23 protein-coding genes are annotated in these 23,582 nt (G+C 62.4%); 19 read left to right on the top strand and 4 right to left on the bottom strand.

The window, feature by feature from the left end; all coding sequences use genetic code 11:
* Positions 1-17: 17 nt before the first annotated feature.
* The 5 genes from BLV09_RS05705 (at position 18) to BLV09_RS05725 (ending at position 6,511) form a co-directional block, all read left to right on the top strand.
* A complete protein-coding gene (locus tag BLV09_RS05705; RefSeq protein WP_146686591.1) occupies positions 18-1,259 on the top strand; it encodes a threonine synthase in 1,242 nt (413 codons plus the stop codon).
* 63 nt (positions 1,260-1,322) lie between these two features.
* Complete coding sequence (locus tag BLV09_RS05710; RefSeq protein ID WP_146686592.1) at positions 1,323-2,294, top strand: tripartite tricarboxylate transporter substrate binding protein BugD; 972 nt, start codon at positions 1,323-1,325, stop codon at positions 2,292-2,294.
* A gap of 192 nt (positions 2,295-2,486) precedes the next feature.
* Entirely contained in the window at positions 2,487-3,728 is a 1,242-nt protein-coding gene (locus tag BLV09_RS05715; protein WP_146686593.1) for a cytochrome P450, read from the top strand.
* Positions 3,729-3,984: 256 nt separating this feature from the next.
* Positions 3,985-5,709 (top strand): dihydroxy-acid dehydratase, encoded by a 1,725-nt coding sequence (gene ilvD / locus BLV09_RS05720; protein WP_146686594.1) that lies wholly within the window; start codon positions 3,985-3,987, stop codon positions 5,707-5,709.
* Complete coding sequence (locus BLV09_RS05725; RefSeq protein WP_146686595.1) at positions 5,696-6,511, top strand: tetratricopeptide repeat protein; 816 nt, start codon at positions 5,696-5,698, stop codon at positions 6,509-6,511. Before ilvD ends, BLV09_RS05725 begins: the two co-directional genes overlap by 14 nt.
* A gap of 49 nt (positions 6,512-6,560) precedes the next feature.
* Here BLV09_RS05725 and xth read toward each other — a convergent pair whose 3' ends face one another.
* A complete protein-coding gene (xth, locus tag BLV09_RS05730) occupies positions 6,561-7,352 on the bottom strand; it encodes an exodeoxyribonuclease III (RefSeq protein ID WP_146686596.1) in 792 nt (263 codons plus the stop codon).
* Between the two features lie 15 nt (positions 7,353-7,367).
* The gene (gene erpA / locus BLV09_RS05735) at positions 7,368-7,697 is read right to left on the bottom strand and encodes an iron-sulfur cluster insertion protein ErpA (protein WP_100386888.1); all 330 of its coding nucleotides are present in this window, start codon (positions 7,695-7,697) and stop codon (positions 7,368-7,370) included.
* A 108-nt stretch (positions 7,698-7,805) separates the two neighbouring features.
* On the opposite strand from erpA, the gene BLV09_RS05740 reads away from it, so the two are divergent.
* The 10 genes from BLV09_RS05740 (at position 7,806) to serS (ending at position 18,639) form a co-directional block, all read left to right on the top strand.
* A complete protein-coding gene (locus tag BLV09_RS05740; RefSeq protein ID WP_146686597.1) occupies positions 7,806-9,020 on the top strand; it encodes a deoxyguanosinetriphosphate triphosphohydrolase in 1,215 nt (404 codons plus the stop codon).
* A 10-nt stretch (positions 9,021-9,030) separates the two neighbouring features.
* Positions 9,031-10,824, top strand: a complete 1,794-nt coding sequence (gene argS, locus BLV09_RS05745) for an arginine--tRNA ligase (RefSeq protein WP_146686598.1) — start codon at positions 9,031-9,033, stop codon at positions 10,822-10,824.
* 104 nt (positions 10,825-10,928) lie between these two features.
* Complete coding sequence (locus BLV09_RS05750; RefSeq protein WP_146686599.1) at positions 10,929-12,494, top strand: SPOR domain-containing protein; 1,566 nt, start codon at positions 10,929-10,931, stop codon at positions 12,492-12,494.
* 46 nt (positions 12,495-12,540) lie between these two features.
* Positions 12,541-13,569, top strand: coding sequence for a beta-N-acetylhexosaminidase (nagZ, locus tag BLV09_RS05755; protein WP_146686600.1), 1,029 nt, complete (start codon positions 12,541-12,543; stop codon positions 13,567-13,569).
* The gene (locus tag BLV09_RS05760; RefSeq protein WP_100381977.1) at positions 13,566-14,393 is read left to right on the top strand and encodes a segregation and condensation protein A; all 828 of its coding nucleotides are present in this window, start codon (positions 13,566-13,568) and stop codon (positions 14,391-14,393) included. The genes nagZ and BLV09_RS05760 overlap by 4 nt, the downstream gene beginning before the upstream one ends.
* 21 nt (positions 14,394-14,414) lie before the next feature.
* Complete coding sequence (gene scpB / locus BLV09_RS05765) at positions 14,415-15,131, top strand: SMC-Scp complex subunit ScpB (RefSeq protein ID WP_167558632.1); 717 nt, start codon at positions 14,415-14,417, stop codon at positions 15,129-15,131.
* 159 nt (positions 15,132-15,290) lie between these two features.
* Positions 15,291-15,527: a twin-arginine translocase TatA/TatE family subunit gene (locus BLV09_RS05770; protein WP_146686602.1), complete on the top strand. Its 237-nt coding sequence runs from the start codon at positions 15,291-15,293 to the stop codon at positions 15,525-15,527.
* A gap of 59 nt (positions 15,528-15,586) precedes the next feature.
* Positions 15,587-16,180, top strand: a complete 594-nt coding sequence (tatB, locus tag BLV09_RS05775) for a Sec-independent protein translocase protein TatB (protein WP_146686603.1) — start codon at positions 15,587-15,589, stop codon at positions 16,178-16,180.
* Entirely contained in the window at positions 16,177-16,998 is an 822-nt protein-coding gene (gene tatC, locus BLV09_RS05780) for a twin-arginine translocase subunit TatC (protein ID WP_100381973.1), read from the top strand. Before tatB ends, tatC begins: the two co-directional genes overlap by 4 nt.
* A gap of 249 nt (positions 16,999-17,247) precedes the next feature.
* Positions 17,248-18,639: a serine--tRNA ligase gene (gene serS, locus BLV09_RS05785; RefSeq protein ID WP_146686604.1), complete on the top strand. Its 1,392-nt coding sequence runs from the start codon at positions 17,248-17,250 to the stop codon at positions 18,637-18,639.
* A 59-nt stretch (positions 18,640-18,698) separates the two neighbouring features.
* Here the strand turns inward: serS and BLV09_RS37000 are convergent, their stop codons facing one another.
* On the bottom strand, positions 18,699-19,091 hold the full coding sequence (locus BLV09_RS37000) for a hypothetical protein (protein ID WP_167558633.1): 393 nt from the start codon (positions 19,089-19,091) through the stop codon (positions 18,699-18,701).
* A gap of 254 nt (positions 19,092-19,345) precedes the next feature.
* Here BLV09_RS37000 and BLV09_RS05790 point away from each other — a divergent pair, with 254 nt between their 5' ends.
* A complete protein-coding gene (locus tag BLV09_RS05790; protein ID WP_167558634.1) occupies positions 19,346-19,747 on the top strand; it encodes a hypothetical protein in 402 nt (133 codons plus the stop codon).
* Positions 19,748-19,886: 139 nt separating this feature from the next.
* Positions 19,887-20,654, top strand: a complete 768-nt coding sequence (gene surE / locus BLV09_RS05795; protein WP_146686606.1) for a 5'/3'-nucleotidase SurE — start codon at positions 19,887-19,889, stop codon at positions 20,652-20,654.
* Between the two features lie 34 nt (positions 20,655-20,688).
* Here surE and BLV09_RS05800 read toward each other — a convergent pair whose 3' ends face one another.
* Complete coding sequence (locus BLV09_RS05800) at positions 20,689-21,066, bottom strand: response regulator (RefSeq protein WP_146686607.1); 378 nt, start codon at positions 21,064-21,066, stop codon at positions 20,689-20,691.
* Positions 21,067-21,352: 286 nt separating this feature from the next.
* Between BLV09_RS05800 and BLV09_RS05805 the strand changes: the two genes are divergently transcribed.
* Positions 21,353-22,003: a protein-L-isoaspartate(D-aspartate) O-methyltransferase gene (locus BLV09_RS05805; RefSeq protein ID WP_146686608.1), complete on the top strand. Its 651-nt coding sequence runs from the start codon at positions 21,353-21,355 to the stop codon at positions 22,001-22,003.
* A gap of 108 nt (positions 22,004-22,111) precedes the next feature.
* The gene (locus BLV09_RS05810; protein WP_146686609.1) at positions 22,112-23,467 is read left to right on the top strand and encodes a peptidoglycan DD-metalloendopeptidase family protein; all 1,356 of its coding nucleotides are present in this window, start codon (positions 22,112-22,114) and stop codon (positions 23,465-23,467) included.
* Positions 23,468-23,582 lie beyond the last annotated feature (115 nt).

Raw genomic sequence — 23,582 nt, forward strand, 5'->3', positions numbered from 1 at the left:
CGAGCGAGACTGAATCCGTGAAAGACAATGACAATCTGACGATCGAGCGTCCGACATTCGTGACCCATCTCGAATGCTCGATGGAAGGCGATCATTATGCGGCCGACCAGATCCACAATCTGTCGAAAGCCGGCAAGCCGCTTTTGGTGCGTTACGATCTGGCCGGCGTGAAGAAAGCGCTGACCAAGGACGCGCTGGCGCAGCGCCCGGCTGATTTGTGGCGCTACCGCGAAATGCTTCCGGTACGAAAATGCGCTGACATCGTCAGCCTCGGTGAAGTGACGACGCCGCTGATCCGCCTGCCCAAGCTCGGCAAGAAACTCGGCGGCGGCGAGATCATCGTGAAGGATGAAGGGCGGCTGCCGACCGGCTCATTCAAGGCGCGTGGTCTCGTGATGGCAGTGTCGATGGGCAAGGCGCTTGGCATCAAGCACATGGCGATGCCGACCAATGGCAATGCCGGTGCGGCGCTCGCGGCCTACGCCACCAGTTGCGGCATCAAGACCACGATCTTCTGTCCCGCCGATACGCCGGAAGTGAATGTCAGCGAGATCGAGCTGCAGGGCGCGACCGTCTACCGCGTCAACGGCCTGATCGACGATTGCGGCAAGATCGTTGGCGAGGGCAAGGCGAAGGCCGGCTGGTTCGATACCTCGACGCTGAAGGAGCCCTATCGGATCGAAGGCAAGAAGACGATGGGGCTTGAACTCGCTGAACAGCTCGGCTGGGACGTTCCGGACGTGATCTTCTATCCGACCGGCGGCGGCACTGGCCTGATCGGCATGTGGAAAGCCTTCGCTGAACTCGAGGCTATCGGCCTCATCGGCTCCAAGCGGCCGCGCATGGTCGCGGTGCAGGCGGCGGGTTGCGCGCCGATGGTCCGCGCCTTCGAGAACGGCACCGAGCACGCGCCGCGCTGGGAGGATGCCCACACCATCGCGTCCGGCATTCGCGTGCCGCAGGCGGTCGGGGATTTTCTTATTCTGCGCGCGGTGCGCGAGAGCAAGGGTTTCGCGATTGCGGTATCGGACGATAAAATCTCGGCGGCGCTCAACGAAGTCGCGCGCGAAGAAGGCCTGTTGTTATGCCCGGAGGGAGCTGCGACCTATGCGGCCTACCAGCAAAGCCTGGCCGACGGCCGCGTCAGCAAAAACGATCGCGTCATGCTGTTCAATTGCGCGACCGGGCTTAAATATCCGCTGCCGCCGGTAACGCGCACGCTCGATCGTCATCAGCCAATCGATTACGCCAAGCTATAAGCGGCGCGAGCCAACGCGTCGGATGCCAAGGCTGTGATAGCGCAGCCGCCAGGGAGGAGTGCTATGCGAAGAGCGGTATTCACCGCGGTTCTGGCGCTGCTTGCGTTCGCTGGCAACGCGCTCGCGGACAATTTCCCGTCTCACCCTATCACCATCATAGTGCCGTTCTCGGCGGGCGGCCCGTCGGATGCGATGGCGCGGATCATGGCCGAGCGCATGCAGCGGGCGCTCGGCCAGACCATCATGATCGAGAACGTCACCGGTGCCGGCGGATCACTCGGGGTCGGGCGCGTGGTGCGTGCGCCCGCTGACGGCTACACCGTCGGCTTCGGCCATCTCGGCACCAATGTCGCCAATGGCGCGATCTACAATCTCGGCTACGACCTTGTGACCGATCTCGCGCCGGTGGTGATGTTGCCGAGCAACCCGATGATCATCGTCAGCAAGAACGCGGTGCCGGCCAAAACCCTTCCGGAGTTGCTGGCGTGGCTGAGGGCCAAGCCGGCGCCGCCGATCGCCGGCACTGCCGGGGCCGGTTCGGGCAGTCATATCGCCGGGCTTTATTTCGAGAACGTCACCGGCATCAAGCTGCAATATGTCCCGTATCGCGGCACGGCGCCGGCGCTCAATGACCTCGTCGCCGGACAGCTCGATATCATTGTCGACCAGACCTCCAATTCCATCAGCCAGGTTCGCGCCGGGACGATTCGCGCTTACGCTGTTACCTCCGACAAGCGGGTCGAATCAGCGTCGGATATTCCGACCACGGACGAGGCTGGCCTGCCCGGATTTCACATGACGCTGTGGTCAGGTCTGTGGGTGCCAAAGGGCACGCCAAAAGAGATCATCACGAAGTTGAACGGCGCTGCGGTGGAGGCGTTGAACGACGCGGCCGTGCGCAAGAAGCTCGGCGATCTCGGGCTTGATATCCCGCCGAAAGACCAGCTTTCGCCGGAAGCGCTCGGCGCCTGGCAGAAGACCGAAATTGCGAAATGGTGGCCGATGATCAAGGCAGCCAACGTCAAGATCGACTGATCCCACGGCAGGCTTAAGACGCGGAACTGCGGATCGCATCAAACTAACGTCGAGATGATGACATATGCTTTCCCTACCGGAAGCCTATGTACTGACGCGCGCATCCCTATGGATTTCCAGAGCCTGCCACCCATTTGCTGGGGCAAGCCGGCACATCGAGATGCGCCGCTATCGTCAATGGAGGGTTCGCTCATGACGGTTCAGGTAGATTTCACCAGCCAGGATTATTTCCGCAATCCTGCTGCCGCGATCGAGAGGGTTCGCGCGCAAGGGCCGGTCGTAGACGTGCATTTTCCGATCATCGGCAGGGTCTGGGCGACAACGACACAGGCGCTCGCGGATCAGGTGCTGAAGGACAGCGAGACGTTCACGATCCGGACGGAGAACGGTACGGTGACCGGATTGCGCTGGTGGATGCCGCGCATCGTGCGCACGATGGCGAACAGCATGCTGTCGATGGACGATCCCGATCACAAGCGATTGCGCGACGTCGTCGACGAAGCCTTTCGCCGCAGGGCCGTGCTCGAGCTAGAGCCGCGCATCCAGACTCTTGGCGACGAGCTTGCCGACGAATTGTTCGTGGATGGCAGCCCGGCCGATCTGGTCGAGCGCTATGCACGCAAGCTGCCGCTTTCGGTGATCTGCGAACTGCTTGGGCTGCCACTCGACGACCGCCCGAAATTCATCCGCTGGGCTGGCGGCTTCACGCGCTTCACCGGTTCGCTCGGCTTCCTCAGCATGCTTCCGAACATTTTCGCGATGAGGCGATACCTTGAAGATCACATCGAGACCGTTCGCCAGCGTGGCGGAGAAGGGCTGATTGCCGACATCGTGCGCATCGAGCGGGACGGCGGGCGGATCAGCCGCGATGAAATCGTCTCGATGGTGTTTCTGCTGCTGATTGCGGGGCACGAAACCACCACGCATCTGATCAGCGGATCGGTCCACGAGCTTCTGAAAAATCCCGATCTGCGTGACTGGCTCGCGCAGGATTGGAGCCGGGTCGATCTCGCGGTGGAGGAGTTCTTGCGTTTCCTCTCGCCAGTGCAATTCACCAAGCCGCGCTATGTGCGGAAGGACATCGAGCTTGGCGGAGTGAGGCTCAAGAAGGGCGATAAGATCATGGCCATGCTGGCAGCCGCCAATATGGATCCTCAGGCCAATCCTCGTCCCGAGCAGCTTGACCTGCAGCGCAGGCCGAACCGGCATGTTGCCTTCGGGACCGGAATTCATTTCTGCCTTGGCCATCAGCTCGCTCGCATCGAAGGCCGCTGCGCGTTGAAATCTCTGTTTCGCCGCTGGCCGGCCCTGACGCTTGCAACGGACGAATCGGAAATTACCTGGCGCCGCCGAGCGGGACTAAGGGCGATCGAGCATCTGCCGGTCGCCGCTGGCCGGGAAAGCGTGAGCTCAAAGGTATCACAGGCCGCTTGATCGATCCGGGAATGCCGGAGATTTGCCGCAAAAGGGTTGCCGCCGCGCCACGATTGTTGCTTGGCTGCAACAAGAGATGAAGATTTAACCCTTTTCAGGCTGGCCGCGGCCCCCGCCGCTTTTTAGCCACACCCCTCTATGAAATCATACTTCGCAGGCTAACGGCCACCGCTCGCGAAGGCGAAGCAGATCCTGTCTCGTTCAGGGTTTGTATTTTCCGGGTCTAACAAGAGTTGGCTGGGGAAACAGGTTCGCGATGGACGCCAAGACCAATATCAAAAGCAGATTGCCCAGCCGTCACGTGACCGAGGGTCCGGAACGGGCGCCCCATCGCTCGTATCTCTATGCCATGGGGCTGACCACCCAGCAGATCCACCAACCGTTCGTCGGCGTGGCGTCGTGCTGGAACGAGGCTGCGCCTTGCAACATCTCGCTGATGCGTCAGGCCCAGGCGGTCAAGAAGGGCGTCGCCTCTGCCGGTGGCACGCCGCGCGAATTCTGCACCATCACCGTGACCGACGGCATCGCGATGGGCCATGACGGCATGCGCTCATCGCTGCCTTCACGTGAATGTATCGCCGATTCGGTCGAGCTGACGATTCGCGGCCACGCCTACGACGCGCTGGTCGGTCTTGCCGGCTGCGACAAATCGCTCCCGGGAATGATGATGGCGATGGTCCGGCTCAACGTGCCGTCGATCTTCATCTATGGCGGCTCGATCCTCCCCGGCAATTTCCGCGGCCAGCAGGTCACGGTGCAGGACATGTTCGAGGCCGTCGGCAAGCATTCGGTCGGCGAGATGTCCGATGCCGACCTGGACGAAATCGAGCGGGTCGCCTGTCCGTCGGCCGGCGCTTGCGGTGCACAATTCACCGCCAACACCATGGCGACCGTTTCCGAGGCGATCGGGCTTGCGCTGCCGTACTCGGCCGGCGCGCCGGCGCCTTACGAAATCCGTGACGCGTTTTGCACCGCAGCCGGCGAAAAGGTCATGGAGCTGATCGCGGCAAATATCCGTCCGCGTGACATCGTCACCCGCAAGTCGCTGGAAAATGCGGCGGCGGTGGTCGCGGCGTCCGGTGGCTCGACCAATGCTGCACTGCATCTGCCGGCGATCGCCAACGAATGCGGCATCAAGTTCGATCTGTTTGACGTGGCCGAAATCTTCAAAAAGACACCATATGTCGCGGATTTGAAGCCGGGCGGCCGTTATGTCGCCAAAGACATGTTTGAAGTTGGCGGCATACCGCTTCTGATGAAAACTTTGCTCGATAATGGCCACCTGCACGGGGATTGCTTGACCGTGACGGGCCGCACAATCGCCGAGAACCTCAAAAGCGTGAAATGGAATCCGCACCAGGATGTGGTGCGGTCCGCAGACAAGCCGATCACCGTTACGGGTGGCGTCGTCGGCTTGAAGGGGAATCTCGCGCCTGAGGGTGCGATCGTGAAGGTCGCGGGTATGTCGAACCTGAAATTTACCGGTCCTGCCCGTTGCTTCGATCGCGAAGAGGACGCCTTCGAGGCGGTCCAGAAGAAAACCTACAAAGAGGGCGAGGTCATCGTGATCCGCTATGAGGGGCCGCGCGGCGGTCCCGGTATGCGGGAGATGCTCTCGACCACGGCGGCGCTGACCGGGCAGGGCATGGGCGGCAAGATTGCCCTGATTACGGACGGCCGGTTCTCGGGGGCCACCCGTGGCTTCTGCATCGGCCATGTCGGGCCGGAGGCGGCGATCGGCGGCCCGATCGCGTTGCTTCAAGACGGCGACATCATCGAAATCGACGCGGTCGTCGGGACTCTTAACGTAAAGTTGACTGACGCCGAGCTCGCCGATCGTCGAACCAAATGGAAGCCGCGAGAGACCAACCATACGTCAGGTGCGCTGTGGAAGTATGCCCAGCAGGTCGGGCCGGCGGTTGGTGGTGCGGTCACCCACCCAGGTAGTGCGCACGAGAAACAGTGTTATGCGGACATCTAGGCGTATCATTCTTGCGTTGATGTTAGGGGCCACGCCGGTGGCCGCGCCGGGATTCGCCTTTGATGGTGCGCCGGTCAACCAGGACGCCGCCATTCCTGTCGCCGCGGCTCAGCCGGGAGCCGCGATGGCCTTGAAAAAGGCAATCCCGCCTTCAGAGCCCGATGTCTCGCTGACCGCGCTGCAATATCAAGCGGAACGCGGCAATCCCGGGGCTCAATGGATGTTGGGCCGGATGTATGCCGGCGGTAATGGCGTCATCCAGGACGAACTTCGGGCCTTCGACTATTTCAGCCGTATCGCCAATGCGCATGCGGAGGACAGTCCCTCGGCTCCGCAGGCCGCGGTCGTCGCCAATGCCTTTGTCGCGTTGGGGCGGTACTACCTCAGCGGCATCCCCAACTCGAAGATCCAGCAGGATCCCGAACGGGCGAGGGAAATGTTCTCCTACGCGGCATCCTATTTCGGCAACGCGGACGCCCAGTATGATCTGGCGCGCCTATACCTCCACGCCGGCTCGTCACGCGACGATCTGCGTTATGGAGCCCGCTGGCTTGGCCTCGCTGCCCAAAAGGGTCAGCATCAGGCGCAGGCGCTGCTCGGTCAGATGCTGTTCAATGGTGATCAGCTACCGCGTCAGGCCGCCCGCGGCTTGATGTGGTTGACGCTGGCGCGTGACAGCGCCGGGCCGGACGAAACCTGGATCAAGGAAAGCTACAATAAAGCGATCACCAAGGCGTCCGATGACGACCGGGCGACAGCGCTGCAAATGCTCGAGCACTGGGTGCAGGGCCGCCGGGACTGACGCTTTTTCTCACCCCGCCTGAAGCTGAAAGCGGGGGAGAATCCGGAGTTCACGCTATTTCGAGATCGAAGTCCGCCCACACCGGGACGTGGTCGGACGGCTTTTCCCAGGAGCGGACGTAACTATCCACCCCGACATCGATCAGCCGGTCGCTGGCCTGCGGCGACAGCAGCAAATGGTCGATGCGCAAGCCGTGGTTCTTCTGCCACGCGCCGGCCTGATAATCCCAGAACGTATATTGGCGGGGGGCGTCGGTGACGGCTCGCAGCGCGTCCGTCAGTCCCAACCCTAGCAGCGATTGGAAGGCCTCGCGGGTGGTCGGGCGGAACAGCGCGTCATTGATCCAGGCCGCCGGGTTATGCACGTCCTGGGCTGATGGAATGACGTTGAAATCGCCGGCCAGCACCAGCGGTTCTTCCGTCTTAAGTCGTTGCTTTGAGTACTCAAGAAGCCGCGACATCCATTTGAGCTTGTAGGGATATTTCTCGGTCTCGGGCGGATTGCCGTTGGGCAGATAGAGACACGCGATCCGCATCACGCCGTGCTTTAGCGTAACCACCCCTTCCAGGAACCGCGCATGGGCGTCCTCGTCGTCGCCGGCAAGGCCCGATTTGGTCTCGTCAAACGGCAGCTTCGACAGCAGGGCCACGCCGTTAAACGTCTTCTGGCCGTGGGTGACGACGTTATAGCCAAGCGACTCGATCTCAAGGCGCGGAAACGCCTCATCGACGCATTTGATTTCCTGCAGGCAGACAATGTCCGGCGAGCACTCTTTCAACCAGGTCAAGAGATGGTCGAGCCGCTGCCGGACCGAATTGACGTTCCAGGTGGCGATGCGCATGAACGCTCTGATGCTCTAGATGGAAAAGCTGGTGCCGCAGCCGCACGACGCGGTGGCATTGGGATTGACCACCCGGAACGACGCGCCGATCAGGTCATCGACGAAATCGACTTCCGAACCCGCCAGGAACGGCACCGAGGCCGGATCCACCAGCACCACGGCGCTTTCGCGCGCGATCACTAGGTCGTCCTCCGCCTGCGCATGCTCGACATCGAACTTGTACTGAAAGCCCGAGCAGCCACCGCCCTCGACGCTGATCCTCAGCATGGCGCCGTCGCCTTCGGTTTTCAGGATCTGCCCAATGCGACGGGCTGCCCGCTCAGTAATGGTCACGGCTGTTGTCATCGCAAGCTCTCCGGTAACCGGCGTCATACCCAATTCATTTGGTATACCGCACCTGACATAGTTAAGTGCGTAAACTCACGGAATCAAATGGATAAGGACTAAAATACCGTGTCGGTCGGAATGGCTGCTCCTCGTTCGGCCTATGCCTGTGACCCCGACCGCAGCCGCGGCCGGTTATTTGACGAGCCGCCGAGCAAGACCCGCAGCCCGTTCCGGCGGGATTGCGATCGGGTGATCCATTCGACCGCTTTTCGCCGCCTGAAGTACAAAACCCAGGTGTTCGTGTTCCACGAAGGCGATCATTACCGCACCCGGCTGACCCATTCGCTGGAAGTCGCCCAGATCGCCCGGGCGCTGGCCCGGCAGCTCGGTCTCGACGAGGATCTCACGGAAACGCTGGCGCTGGCGCACGACCTCGGCCATCCGCCGTTCGGCCACGCGGGCGAGCGGGCGCTGGATGCCTGTTTGCGCGCCCATGGCGGGTTCGATCACAACGCGCAAACGCTGCGCGTGGTGACCTCGCTGGAGCATCGCTATCCCGAGTTCGACGGGCTCAACCTGACCTGGGAATCGCTGGAGGGGATCGTCAAGCACAACGGCCCGCTGACCGCGCGAAGCGGGGCGGCATTTGGACGCTATCGCGAACGCGGCATCCCCTGCGGAATTTCGGACTATGTCGGGATTTACGATCTGGAATTGTGGAGCTTTGCTTCGCTGGAGGCGCAAGTCGCGGCCATCGCCGACGACATCGCCTATGACGCCCACGACATCGACGATGGCCTGCGCGCCGGCCTGTTCGGGGTCGACGATCTCAAGGTGATGCCGCTCACGGCCGAGATCATCGCCGAAATCGCCGGGGATTATCCCAATCTCGATGACGACCGGCGCGGCGCGGAACTGGTGCGTGAGCTGATTTCCTATCTGATCGGCGGGGTCGTCTCGGAGACGCGCCGGCGCCTCGATATCGCTCAACCCCGATCGGTCGAGGATGTCCGCAATCAGGGCGAGATGCTGATCGCATTCTCGGCCCCCGTCGCGCAGGCCGAAGCCGAGATCAAATCGTTCCTGCACCATCGCATGTATCGGCATCCGCGGGTGATGCGGGTGATGGGCGAGGCCGAGACCATCCTGTTCGACCTGTTCGCCCGCTATCAGAAGACGCCCGGCGATCTGCCGCCGGAATGGCTGCCGCCCGGTGGCCAGGATGCCGAGACCGAAACCGACCGCGCCCGGCGGATCGGCAATTTTATCGCCGGGATGACCGACCGTTTTGCGCTGACCGAGCATCAACGGCTTTTTGACTCGACCCCGGATTTGCGTTAGGCGGCGGCCCATGGCCGAAAAACCCTCCCCACAGCATCTTTTTGCCGACGTGCTGGCGCGCGTGCACGCGGTTTGCAGCGCTCTCGCCACGGAGAGCGGATGGCCCGCGGGCATCGATCTGTCGCGTGTCGTGGTCGAGCCGCCGCGCGACGCCGCGCATGGCGACATGGCGACCAATGCCGCGATGGTGCTCGCCAAAGAGGCGAAAGCAAAACCGCGCGATCTCGCCGAGCAGATCGCAACCAAATTGCGCGCCGATGATTTGATTGCGTCCGTCGAGGTCGCCGGACCCGGCTTTATCAATCTCACGCTAAAGCCTGCGGCATGGTCGGACGCGTTGCGCGCAGTGCTGAGCGCCGGGAATGCCTATGGCGGAAGCCCGGCAGGCGCGGCCGGGAAGATCAACGTCGAATATGTTTCCGCCAACCCGACCGGTCCGATGCATGTAGGCCATTGCCGGGGCGCCGTATTCGGCGATGCGCTGGCCGGCCTGCTGGCGTTCGCGGGCTATGACGTGGTCAGGGAATATTACATCAACGATGCCGGCGCCCAGGTCGATGTGCTCGCGCGCTCGGCGTTCCTGCGCTACCGCGAGGCGCTCGGCGAGAACATCGGCGAGATTCCCGAAGGGCTTTATCCCGGCGATTATCTGAAGCCGGTGGGACAGGCGCTGGCCGCCGAACACGGCGACAAGCTGCTGTCGATGAAGGAGGCCGCATGGCTGCCGACCGTGCGGGCCAAGGCGATCGCGATGATGATGGCGATGATCAAGCAAGATCTCGCCGCCCTCAACATCAAGCATGATGTTTTCTTCTCGGAGCGGTCGCTGATCGAAACCGGAAACAATCGCGTTGCCGAAACGATCGATTATCTGCGCTCCAAAGGCGACGTCTATGAAGGCCGCCTGCCGCCGCCCAAGGGCACGCCGGTTGACGATTACGAAGACCGCGAGCAGACGCTGTTTCGCGCCACCGCCTATGGCGACGATGTCGATCGCCCGCTGCTCAAGTCCGACGGCAGCTACACTTATTTTGCCTCTGACATCGCCTATCACAAGGACAAGTTCGACCGCGGCTTCGGCAATCTGGTCGATGTCTGGGGCGCCGATCATGGCGGCTACATCAAGCGCATGCAGGCCGCGGTCAAAGCGGTCACGTCGGGCAAGGCGGCGCTGGATGTAAAAATCGTGCAACTCGTCAAGCTGTTGCGCAACGGCGAGCCGGTGAAGATGTCGAAACGCTCTGGCGACTTCGTCACGCTGCGCGAGGTGGTCGACGAGGTCGGTTCCGACGCCGTGCGCTTCATGATGCTGTTCCGCAAGAACGACGCGGTGCTGGATTTCGACCTCGCCAAGGTTCGCGAGCAGTCCAAGGACAATCCGGTGTTCTACGTCCAGTACGGGCACGCCCGCGGATATTCGATCTTCCGCAATGCCCGCGAGGTCATCCCGGACCTGCCGGAGGAGAGCGCCGCGCGGGCGGTATTCCTCCGCGATGCGGCGGTAGAGCGGCTGACCGACCCTGCGGAACTCGGCCTGCTGCGGCAGCTCGCCCTATATCCGCGGTTGATTGACGCGGCGGCGGCGGCACATGAGCCCCACCGAATCGCCTTTTACCTGTATGATCTTGCCAGCGAATTTCACGCGCTATGGACCAGGGGGCGCGATTTGCCCTATTTACGCTTCATTATCAATAATGATGCAGAGATCACCAAGGCGCGACTGGCGATGGTCCAGGGCGTCGTCTCGGTTCTGGCATCAGGGTTAGCCGTTCTTGGCGTCCATGCTCCGGACGAGATGCGATAGGCGGGGCACCACTTTCACAGGGGGGTCTGTGAAGGCATCTGGCAGCGGCTGGTTCGTTTGTAAAAGCGGGTTGGCAGCTTTCCCGAAGGGGACGCATCATCACGATGGCTAATCGGTATCAGAACAGACCTTTTCCCGCCGATGACGATTATCACGGCAACGATGACCCGCACGCGTCCTCGAGGGGCGAGAGCGATCCGCTTGCCGAACTCGCGCGCCTGATCGGTCAGACCGATCCTTTCGGCAGTGCCGAACGCGCCAATCCCCCGGCACAGCCGCGCGGCGTACCCCGCGAGCAATACCATTCTCCGGCGCCGCCCGATGACGTCCCTGCGGCAGGTCCGCCGCCATGGATGCAGCGCGCGGTACGGCAGGAAGCGCCGCCGCAGCAGGACTACTCAAGTCAGAATTATCCCGATCACGATCAGGACTATTCGAGCCAGAACTACCCAACTCAGAACTACCCAAATCAGAATTACCCAAGTCAGGACTATCCAGGTCAGGATTACCCGGAGCAGGACTATCCAAGCTCCGAACATCCGCTGCGCCGTTATGCGGCCCCGCACGCGGAGCCCGTGCAGGATTACGATCAGGCACCCGCTTTCGTGCATGCCGAGCAGCCGCTCGATCCGTCGCGATATGATGACGCGCTGTTCGGCCAGCTCGATACCGGCGGACATCAAGCTCAGCACGAGCCGGCCTATTCGGATGACGAATACGCCTATCAGGACGGTTACGACGACGGCTCCGAAGAGCCGGCCCAGAGACGAGGCGGCCTGACCACCGTTATCGTGGTCCTGGCGCTGGCGGTGGTGGGAACGGGCGCTGCGTTCGCCTATCGCACCTATGTCGGATCGCCGCGCAGCGGGGAGCCTCCGATCATCAAGGCGGACACCAGCCCGACCAAGATCGTCCCGGTATCCGCTGATGGGACCGGCAAGCAACTCGATCGCTTGCCGTCAGGCGACGGCACGGAAAAGATCGTCCCTCGCGAGGAGACGCCGGTCGACGTCAACACCAATGCCAATTCCGGGCCGCGAATGGTGTTTCCGCCACTGAACCAGAATGCGAACCCGCCGTCCGTGGCGAGCGTGGCGCCCGGCGCTATGCCGTCGGCGAACGCCGGGAACGGCACAATGCCGAGCAACCAGCCGCGAAAGATCAAGACGTTCTCGGTCAGGGGTGACGAGCAGGATGCCGCCGGGATGCCCGCATCGGCGCCGCAGCAGGCTCCCGCGGCGAAACCGGCCGTTCCCTCGGCGCGAACGGCGGCCGCCAATGCCAATGCCTCGACCGCCAATGCGCCGATGTCGCTGTCGCCGCAGGGCGCTCCAACGCCAGCCGCTCCGGCGCCGCACACCCAGGTTGCGACGAATGCTCCGGTGCCAATCACGCCCAGCACTACCGAGAACGCTGGCGGGGGCGGCTATTTGGTCCAGGTTTCCTCGCAGCGGAACGAAGCCGATGCGCAGGCCTCTTACCGGGTCCTGCAGGGCAAATTCCCGACCGTACTCGGATCGCACACGCCGGTGATCAAGCGTGCCGATCTCGGCGAGAAGGGTGTCTATTACCGCGCCATGGTGGGTCCGTTCGGGTCGCCCGAAGAAGCCTCGCGCTTCTGCGGCAGTCTGAAGACGGCCGGCGGGCAGTGCGTCGTCCAAAGGAATTAACGGCCGTTTCCTTGACCCTTCGACGGCTTGCGGGCTAATCCGCCGCATGAGCACGCGCGCCTTCATCACAGGTGTCTCCGGACCGGAATTGAGCGCCGCCGAGCGTGAATTCATCCGTTCCGAGCGGCCGTGGGGATTTATCCTCTTCAAACGGAATGTTGAGGCGCCCCGGCAAGTAGCCGAACTGGTTGAAGAATTACGGGAAGTGGCCGGCAATCCCGATGCGCCTGTCCTGATCGACCAAGAGGGCGGCCGGGTACAGCGCCTGGGGCCGCCGAACTGGCCGGCCTATCCGCCGGGGGCGATCTTCAGCGCGCTTTATGACCTCGATCGCGCGCTCGGGCTGTCGGCGGCGCGGTTGAGCGCACGGCTGATCGCGGCCGATCTGGCTGAAATTGGAATTACCGTTGACTGCCTGCCGCTGGCGGATGTGCCCGTTGAAGGCGCCGATGCGGTAATCGGCAACCGCGCCTACGGGACCGAACCGGGAAAGGTCGCGGCGATCGCCCGCGCCGTGACGGAAGGGTTGGAACAGGGCGGCGTGTTGCCGGTTCTCAAGCATATTCCGGGACATGGCAGGGCCACCGCCGATACCCATTTCAGGCTTCCGAGGGTTGATACATCGAAAGCGGAGCTCGAACGGACCGATTTTGCCGCATTCCGACCGCTGGCGGACCTGCCGATGGCCATGACCGCACATGTTGTGTTTAGCGCGCTCGACCCCGCCCATCCGGCGACAACTTCTGCGACAATCATCGAGCAGGTGATTCGCGGTGGTATCGGGTTCCAGGGTTTGTTGATGAGTGATGACGTGTCCATGAATGCACTGGCGGGATCGATCGCCGAGCGGACACAGGCCATCGTCACCGCCGGCTGCGACATGGTTCTGCATTGCAACGGCAAGCTCGATGAAATGCAGGAGGTCGCGCGTGAGACCCCCGAATTGTCGGGCATGGCGTTGCAACGCGCCGCGCGGGCGCTGGCGTCGCGCAAGGTTCCGCAGCCGTTCGACCGGCTGGCCGCGCGCACGCAATTGGATGCGTTGATTGATCGGGCAGGGATGGCGGGCGCATGAGCGCGGAAATTCTATCGTTTGAAACCGGGCGGCCGGCTGACCTTGCCGAGAGCGAACCCTCGCTGGTCGTCGACGTCGAGGGCTATGAGGGGCCGCTCGATCTGCTGCTCGCACTGGCGCGGCAACAGAAGGTCGATCTCGCCAAGATTTCCATCCTGGCGCTGGCGGATCAGTATCTCGTGTTCATCGAAGCGGCCCGGAAAATCCGCCTCGAATTGGCCGCCGATTATCTCGTGATGGCGGCCTGGCTCGCCTATCTCAAATCGCGCCTGCTGCTGCCCGAGCCGGCAACGCCCGATGGTCCCAGTGCCGAGGAGATGGCGACTGCGCTCGCCAATCGTCTGCGCCGGCTCGAAGCGATCCGGGAAGCCGCTAACCGGCTGATGAATCGTCCGCAGTTTCAGCGCGATATTTTCCCGCGCGGAAATCCGGAAGCGATCGCCGAAATTCGCCATCCCAGATTCACCGCAACGCTGTTCGACTTGCTGACGGCCTATGCCACGCAGCGCCAGCAGAATGTGCTGGCGACGGTGCATCTGGCCCGGCGCACGGTGTGGTCGCTGGCCGAGGCGCGGGCTTCGCTTGAGCGCTTGGTCGGTATCGCGGAGGACTGGAGCTGTCTCGATGAATATCTGCTGAACTACGTCGTCGATCCCTCGCAAAAAGCCACGGTATTCGCATCGAGCTTTGCTGCCGCACTGGAACTGGTGCGGGAAGGCGAGATGGAACTGAACCAGAAAGAGGCGTTCGCGCCGCTGTATTTTAGAAAGCGTGCGGCCCAAGCATCCAGCGCGATGTCCGCGCCGGATATGACGGCTGAGTAAGTGGAAGAAGGAGACCGAGCCATGCCAAGCCTGGCGGAAAAGCGCATCGAAGATGCCGAGGAGCGTCCCGCGGATCCGCAAGCGCGGCCGGAAGAATTGCGGTTATTGGAAGCGTTGCTGTTCGCCTCGGCGGAGCCGCTCGATCAGGCGGCATTGGCCAAGCGGATGCCCGACGGCGTCGACATCAAGGTAGCATTGGCGCAGTTGCAGGCCGACTACGCCTCGCGTGGCGTCAACCTGGTTCGCGTCGCCAACAAATGGACCTTCCGCACCGCAGGCGATCTGTCGTGGCTGATGACGCGCGAGAGCACCGAGACGCGGCGGCTGTCGCGCGCCGCCATCGAGGTGCTGGCGATCATCGCCTATCATCAGCCGGTGACCCGCGCCGAGATCGAGGAAATCCGTGGCGTTGTCACCTCAAAGGGAACGCTGGATGTTCTGCTTGAAACGGGGTGGATTCGCCCGCGCGGCCGCCGCAAGACTCCGGGTCGTCCGCTGACATTTGGAACCACGGACGGTTTCCTGTCGCAGTTCAGCCTGGAGGCGCTGGGCGATCTGCCCGGTCTGGAAGAGCTGAAGGGAACAGGCCTGCTGGATTCGCGGCTGCCGACCGGCTTTAGCGTTCCCAATCCGTCGGATGACCCGGCGTTGCGGGAGGATGAAGATCCGCTCGAGCCGGGCGATCTGGAGCTTGCGCTGGCCCCTGCCGTCGAGCCTGAAACGGGCGAGGGAAACTAGTTCCCCGTCCACGCCACGATCTCGGTTAACAATAGCAATAGTACGTAGTCCCGACAGCGATTTGCTGCGGCTTAAGTCCTTGTTTTTGACACCTCCCGAGCCTACTTTCGGGGGAGATAAGACTGGGTCGCTTGGCCCAGATGTTTGGAGGGTTGCAGGATGGGTTCGCTTAGCATTTGGCACTGGATCGTCGTGATCGCAGTCGTCCTGCTGTTGTTCGGCCGCGGCAAGATTTCGGATCTGATGGGCGACGTCGCGCAGGGCATCAAGGCGTTCAAGAAGGGCATGCAGGACGATGATACGGCTGCAGAAAAGCCCGAGCCCGTGAAGTCGATCGATCATAACGCGACACCTTCCACGGCAGCGCGGTCGGATGTCGGCAGCAAGGCCGTCTGAGTCAGACTTGCGGCAAAGCCGTCGCGGCGGGTGATCGCCTCGCGTGAGCGGAAATTTTCATGTTTGACATCGGGTGGAGTGAACTGGCCCTCATCGCGGTTGTCGCGCTGATTGCCATCGGCCCGAAAGAGCTGCCGGGCGTGCTGCGCACCGTCGGCCAGTGGATGGGCAAGGCGCGGCGGATGGCCGCAGAATTCCAGGGCCAGTTCCAGGAAGCCATGCGCGAGGCCGAAATGGCCGACCTCAAGAAAAGCTTTGATGAGGTGAGGGAAGCGGCAAGCGGTCTCGGCAGCGGCAACATCATGACGTCGCTGCAAAAGGACGTTACCAAAGCCCTGCGCATTGACGATGCCGACAAGCCCATGGACTCACAGATGGATTCGCAGGTGGCGTCGGCTGTCGATGCACCCGTCGCATCGAATGTCGAGACGCCCGCGACGTCGCATGGCGACGCACCGGCGACATCGCATGGCGATGCGCTGGACATTCCGACCACGCCGGCCGCGCCTGCGCCGGAAACATTCGTTGAGGCCGAGACTCACGCCGCCGTGGCAGAACCGCTGGTGATTACGCCCGAAGTCGCGCCTCAACCCGTGCCGCAAGACACGACGCCTGCCGAACCTGAAGCCCTCAAGGACGCCCGCGCGTCATGAGCGCCGAAGACATCGAGGCCAGCAAAGCGCCACTGATGGACCATCTGATCGAGCTGCGCTCGCGGCTGATCAAGGCGCTGCTAGGCTTCGGTATTGCGTTCATCTTCTGCTTCTTCTTCGCCAAGCAGATCTACAACGTGCTGGTGTGGCCGTTCGTCTGGGTCGCAGGGCCGGAAAATTCCAAATTCATCTACACCGCGCTGCTGGAATATTTTATCACCCAGCTGAAGCTGGCGCTGTTCGGCGCGGGTTTCATCTCGTTCCCGATCGTGGCCACGCAGATCTACAAATTCGTGGCGCCCGGCCTCTACAAGCATGAGCGCGGCGCGTTCCTGCCCTATCTGATCGCGACCCCGATCTTTTTCGTCGCTGGCGCGATGCTGGTCTATTTCGTCGTGTTCCCGATGCTGATCCGCTTCTCGCTCGGGATGCAGCAGGCCGGCGGCCCGGAAAGCGCGCAAATCCAGCTGCTGCCGAAGGTCGGGGAATATCTGTCGCTGATGATGTCGCTAATCTTCGCGTTCGGCATCGCTTTCCAGCTGCCGGTGATCCTGACGCTGCTGGGGCGGATCGGCATCATCACCTCCCAGCAGCTGCGCGACAAGCGCCGCTATTTCATCGTGGTCGCCTTCATCATCGCGGCCGTCCTGACGCCGCCCGACGTACTCAGCCAGGCCTCGCTCGCGATCCCCTTGCTGGCGCTGTACGAAGGCTCGATCATCTCGGTGCGCGTCGTGGAGAAAAGGGCCGCGGCCGCCAAAGCCGCCGCCGCTTCGCCACCCCCCGCACCGCCGCCAGCCGCCAATCCGGCCGAGTAGCTGTCCGGCAAAGCGGCGTTTCACCTATCATTCCGGGCACCGCGCTTGTGATTCGTCATGCCCGGGCTTGACCCGGGCATCCACGACTTGTTCTAGAGCCGGTTCTGATTCAATCAGAACCGGCTCTAGTCTTTTGTTTTGGCGCGTTTTCTTCACGCGAACCGGTGGCCACTTCGCTTGAAAACGCTATAAGGCGGCAAAGACGTGGATGGCCGGGACAAGCCCGGCCATGACGCAGGAATATTTGCCATGCACGACATCAAATCGATCCGCGATAATCCCGCCGCTTTCGACGCCGCGCTGAAGCGGCGCGGGCTGGAGGCCTTGTCGGCATCGCTGCTGGCGATCGATGAAAGGCGCCGCGCGGCGATCCTGGCCTCAGAGCAGGCTCAGGCGCGGCGCAACGCTGCATCCAAGGAGATCGGCGACGCCAAGAAGGCAAAGGACGATGCGCGCGCCGCCAAGCTGATGGCGGAGGTTGCCGAACTCAAGACCACCATGCCGCAGCTCGAACTGACAGCGAGGGGGGTGGATGAGGAGCTTGCGAAAGAACTCGCCGCGATCCCGAACCTGCCGGCAGACGATGTCCCCGAGGGCGTCGATGAGCACGGCAATGTGCAACGCCACATCTTTGGAGCGGTGCGCAATTATGCATTCACGCCGAAACCGCATGATGATCTCGGCGGCGCGCTTGGCTATATGGATTTCGAATCTGCCGCCAAGCTAAGCGGCGCGCGCTTTGTTGTATTGAAGAAAAAGCTGGCGCGGCTGGAGCGCGCGATCGGGCAATTCATGCTCGACCTCCACACCAACGAGCATGGCTATACCGAGATCAACCCGCCGTTGCTCGTGCGTGATGACGTGATGTTCGGCACGGGCCAATTGCCGAAGTTTGAAGACGACCAGTTCTGGGCCGTCAAAGGTGAATTGCTGGCTCCTGTTGATGGGAGCGCTGTTGCGGATGTTGACCGTCTTGAGGCGCAAACGGCTTACGCGGGGCGTCTTGGCAAACTAAGAAGCGAGCGTCTCGGCCTCATCCCTACCGCCGAAGTGCCGCTGACCAACCTCGTCCGTGAATCCATCCGCGACGAAAAAGAATTGCCGATGCGGCTGACCGCGCTGACGCCGTGCTTTCGCGCGGAGGCGGGCGCGGCTGGGCGCGATACCCGCGGCATGATCCGGCAGCATCAATTTACAAAGGTCGAGCTGGTCTCGATCACCACGCCGGAAACCAGCAAGGACGAGCACGAGCGCATGCTCGCCTGTGCCGAGGAAGTGTTGCGGCAACTCGATCTGCATTACCGGGTGATGACGCTGTGCGCCGGCGACATGGGTTTTTCGGCGCAGAAGACCTACGACATCGAGGTCTGGATGCCGGGCCAGGGCGAGGGCGGGGCGTACCGCGAAATCTCGAGCTGCTCGGTCTGTGGCGAGTTCCAGGCGCGGCGGATGGATGCGCGCTATCGCGGGCCCGACGGCAAGCCGCGTTTCGTCCATACGCTGAACGGCTCCGGTACTGCTGTTGGACGCGCCTTGATCGCGGTCATGGAGACCTATCAGCAGGAAGACGGCTCGATTGCCGTGCCCGACGTGCTGCAGCCCTATATGGGCGGTCTAAAAGTAATTTCGAAGGAAGGCTAAGTCCGCAGAGTGACAAGACCCCGCCGGCGTGTACCGGCGGGTTGCTATCGAGCAGGGCTCTATCCGCATAGCTGAACGGGACGAATTCGCCAGCCATAGCGTGTCAGCACGCGGCGGCGAACGACGTAGCAGCCGTCATCGTAATAGTCGTTATACGCGTAAGGGTAGTAATCGTCGTAATAGGGTCCGAAACCGAACCCTATGAACGCGTGCCGGTGGAATCCGTCATGGAATCCTCCGCCGTGAAATCCTCCGCCGTGGAAACCTCCACCGTGGAAACCGCCGCCGGCGAAACCGCCGTGGAAGCCGCCACCAAAGCCGCCACCACCTCCATGGCCTCCACCGCCGCCGCCACCGTGACCACCACCGCCACCGCGGGCAGACGCTACGGTAGGCTGAACCAAGCCGACGGCTGCCAGTATTAGCAGCGTCAGAATCGATTTCCGCATCATATTTCCCTCCACCTCTTGGAACGATGTCGCTCCCAGACAAAGGACACTTTCGCCGCGCGCTTATTCAGGCGCTCGACGATAAACTGGGCGTGACACAATCTGCCGGCGAAGAGCCGATTGGAACCAGTCAAAAAAGACGCATAGCTTCAGCAATATTCGATCGGGCGAGGGTTCACTGTTGCGACGCCGTCGCGTCGCGCTATCCTCGTTTGTACCTGCCGTGAAAATTTTGCAGGAAACGAAGTTTTTTAAAAATGCCTTTGCACCGCGACATCTTTTGGGTGGGCCGGCAATGGGCCGTGACCGGCTACGGCCTGCAGGCGGTCAATCAAAAGCGGCATGCCGGCTTCGACATCGAGGCGTCCCGTATTTGGGATGACGCATCTCTGGAAAGCCTGCGCGCGGAAGCGTGGTTCCATCCGGAGGATTTCGCCAAGGCATTGTCGGTTGCGCGGGCACGGTATCCAGAGCCGCCGTGCCAAGCCGCGCCGACAAAAGATGTCGTTTCCCCGGTGGAAAAAAGCGCTGTTGCTGAGCCACCGAAAGCAGAACTCAAACCCGAACCACTAAGGCAAGCCGTTCGGACCTTCGATTTGCATGTCGAACGCTGGCCCGCGAAGTTCACCTCGCTGTGGCGCGCTCGCATCCGGCGTTAGTGGAGGAACGGGCGTTCGCGCCCTGCGGCCAGGCCCGGCGCGGATTTTGCCTGCATTTTCAGGGTTTGCCTCGACCGTGCAGGGCGGATAAGACGACGCATCGGCCAAGGTGGAATCGATCGAAAGGGCATGTACCCGGATGCGAATTCTCTGCACCAACGATGACGGCATCCATGCGCCCGGCCTCAAGATCGTCGAGCAGATCGCGCGTGCGCTGTCCGACGATGTCTGGGTGGTGGCGCCGGAGCTCGATCAATCCGGGGTCTCGCACTCGCTGTCGCTGAACGACCCGTTGCGGTTGCGCGAGGTCGGTCCGCGGCATTTCGCGGTGCGGGGCACGCCGACCGATTGCGTGATCATGGGTGCGCGTCACATTCTCGGCGAGACCAAACCTGACCTGGTGCTGTCGGGCGTCAACAAGGGCCGCAATGTCGCGGAAGACGTCGTCTATTCCGGCACCATCGCCGGCGCCCTGGAAGGCACGATCCTGGGGCTACCGTCGTTTGCGCTGTCGCAGGAATTCAGCATGGAGACCCGCAACGCGCCGCTATGGGAAACCGCGCTGAAATTCGGCCCCGAGATCCTGCGCAAGGTGATCGACGCCGGCGTCCCCAAGGACACCGTGATCAACGTCAACTTCCCGGCCTGCGCGCCCGAGGAGGTTGTGGGCGTGCGGGTGACGCGGCAGGGCAAGCGCAATCTCGGGTTCCTGAAAGTCGACCAGCGCCGCGACGGCCGCGGCAACCCGTATTTTTGGATCGGGTTCGAGCGCCTCGCAAAGGTCGATGTACCGGCGCCGGGCACCGACCTCGCCGCGCTCACCGAGCGCTATGTTTCGGTGACGCCGCTACGGCTCGATCGCACCGACGAGGCGTTTTCGGAAGCCCTGGCGGCCACGCTAAGGTAGATATCTAAGATCTGGTGACGGGGGGGAGAGGCGGCTAAGCCGCGGGTCTCGTCAGCGCCGTGTTGATCATCTTCGCCAGCGTCTCGATCTGGAAGGGCTTTTGCAGCGCGGGCCGGTCGCGATATTCTTCCGGAAGGCCCGATGAGCCATAGCCGGTCGCGAAGATGAAGGGACGGTTGCGCGCCTTGATCAATTCGGCCACGGGGGAGATCACCTTGCCGTTGACGTTGACGTCGAGGATGGCGAGGTCGAACTCGGCCGACTGGGCAAGCTTCATCGCCTCGTTGATCTCGCCGGCCTCCGCCGCAACGCTGTAGCCCAACTCCTCCAGCATATCGGCGACCATCATCCTGATCATCACCTCGTCCTCGACGAGGAAGACAGAACCGCCCGGCGACCGCGTCGCAGTCATGATAACATCCTTGCCCCCAGCCATGACGGAAGGTTCGCAAATAACGTCCGTTTGCGCAACGTGAACGTGAGCGAATACGGCCTAAAAGGCCGTCATTGCACGTGATTTTGTTCGATCGATCAGAGACCGCTCAATCCAAGGTAACGCCGGGGCGCATTTAGGGGTTCCGGCACGGGAACGCTAATTTGAGGAAAGTTATTCCTTAATTGGGCAAAGCGTATTGCATCAAGCTCGTGTGGTTGAGTCGCGCTAACCGGTTTAACGTGCCATTTCCTGTGAGATCGCCATGTCCGCTGCGCCAAATCCGCCGGAAAAGATGATGTTTCAGCTTGCCCTGCGGCGACGCGGGATCAGCGATCTGACGGTGCTGCGCACCATGGAAGAAATCCCGCGCGAGATGTTCGTTGAGCCGGCCGATCGCGACAATGCCTATCGCGACAGCGCGCTTGGCATCGCCTGCGGGCAAACCATCAGCCAGCCCTTTGTGGTGGCCTACATGACCGAGCAACTGCGGTTGCAGAAACCGCACCGGGTGCTCGAGATCGGCACCGGCTCCGGCTACCAGGCCGCCATCCTGTCGCGGCTCTGCCGGGACGTGCTGACGGTCGAGCGTTACCGGACGCTGGCGGATACCGCCCGAACCCGGCTCAAGAAGCTCGGCTGCGACAATGTCGAGGTGATGCTGGGAGACGGCTTCGACCTTGTCACGGTGACCGGCACGTTCGACCGCGTCATCGTCACCGCGGCGATGGAGCAAATCCCGGAGGCTCTCATGGACCGGCTGGAGCCCGGCGGCATCCTGATCGCGCCGGTCGGACCGCATCATGGCACCCAGACCCTGATCCGGGTGATCAGGACGGACACCGGGTTTGAGCGCAAGGAATTGGTCGACGTGCGCTTTGTGCCGGCGCTGCCGGGGATTGCCCGCGAACTGTAGAAGCGCGGATCGGCAGTCCCGCCAACGTCTTATTCGCAGGGTTAAGCGGTTGTTTACTCGCGACGTGTTTACTCAAAAAAGTATTTTGTTGCGTACGAGTGAGTAACCATGTCCCGTGTCGTCGAGTTGCTTGGCTCGCGCCGCGTACCGCAGGTCGCGGCACTGGCGCTGATGTCGATCGGTTTTGCTGGCTGCAGCGCTGACATGTCGACGCGTCTGTCGCAAAGCTCCTTCTCAAATCCCTTTGCTTCGCAGGAAGCCACAGGTTCGGTGCCGGTCCCAGCGGCCGAGCGCCGCGAGCTTCCGCAATATTCCCGTCCGCAGTATCAGTCGTCGGCGTTGCCGCCGATCTCGGCCCCCCAATCCTATCCGGCATCGCACTCTTACTCGGCGGCCGAAGGTGTTTCCGGAGGAGGTCGCGGAATAGGCTCCTATTCTCCGCCCACCCATCAGCCGCTGGAGTCGACCGGCAGCGTCGCGCCACGTTCGGTCGCGGCCACGCACAGGCCGGAGCAGGGCGGTACCAAGATCATCGTCGGCACCAGCGACACGCTCGAAATATTGTCGCGCCGCTACAATGTTTCGCCTGCCGCGATCATGCAGGCCAACGGCTATAAAGGGCCGCGCGCGCTGTCACCGGGCCAGCAGCTGATCATTCCGCGGCCGATGGCAACAGCCGCGGCTCCCGCTCTGGCTGCTCCGGTAAGCAGGCCTGTCGCTGTCGCCGCTGCGGTTCCGAACGTTCACGTCGTCAACCACGGCGATACATTGGCGAGCATCGCGCGCCGCAACCACATGTCGGTGGCGGAACTGGCAAGAGCCAACCACCTCGATCCCTCGGCCAAGCTCGGCCTTGGCATGAAGCTCACGGTGCCCGCGAGGTCGGCTGCTCTGACACCGGCCGCGCAGCCGGTCGCTGTCGCCGCGGCTCAGCCGGTTGCAGCGGCACCAGTGCCGGCCGTCACCAGAGTGGCTGCGGTGGCGGGCGATACCCAGCAAAAGGTCCGGCTCGCACAGTCAGCGCCGAATTCCGAAGAGCCTGCGGTTGAATCGCCGGTCAAGGCCGCGGAAGCCACCGGCGCCGTGCCCACGTTCCGCTGGCCGGTGCGCGGCAAGGTCATCACCGCCTATGGCGCCAAGGCCAACGGCAAATCCAATGACGGTATCAATCTGGCTGTCCCGGAAGGGACTCCGATCAAGGCCGCTGACGATGGTGTCGTCGCCTATTCGGGCAATGAGCTCAAAGGTTACGGCAATCTGGTTCTGATCCGGCACGCCAACGGTTACGTCACCGCATATGCCCATGCGAGTGAACTGCTGGTGAAGCGCGGCGACACCATCAAGCGCGGTCAGGTCATCGCCAAATCGGGCCAGTCGGGTGAAGTGCAGTCGCCGCAACTTCACTTCGAGATCCGCAAGGGATCGTCGCCGGTCGACCCGCTTCAATTCCTCAACGGGGCGTGAGGCGTCAGAGCGTTTTGCCCGTCATTGCCGGGCGTGACCCGGCAATCCATCTGAAAAACGTTTGAGCGAAGATCGAAGGATACGCGGGTCGAGCCCGCATATCACAATTCATCGC

The sequence above is a fragment of the Bradyrhizobium canariense genome (genome assembly GCF_900105125.1).
Lineage (GTDB): Bacteria > Pseudomonadota > Alphaproteobacteria > Rhizobiales > Xanthobacteraceae > Bradyrhizobium > Bradyrhizobium canariense_A.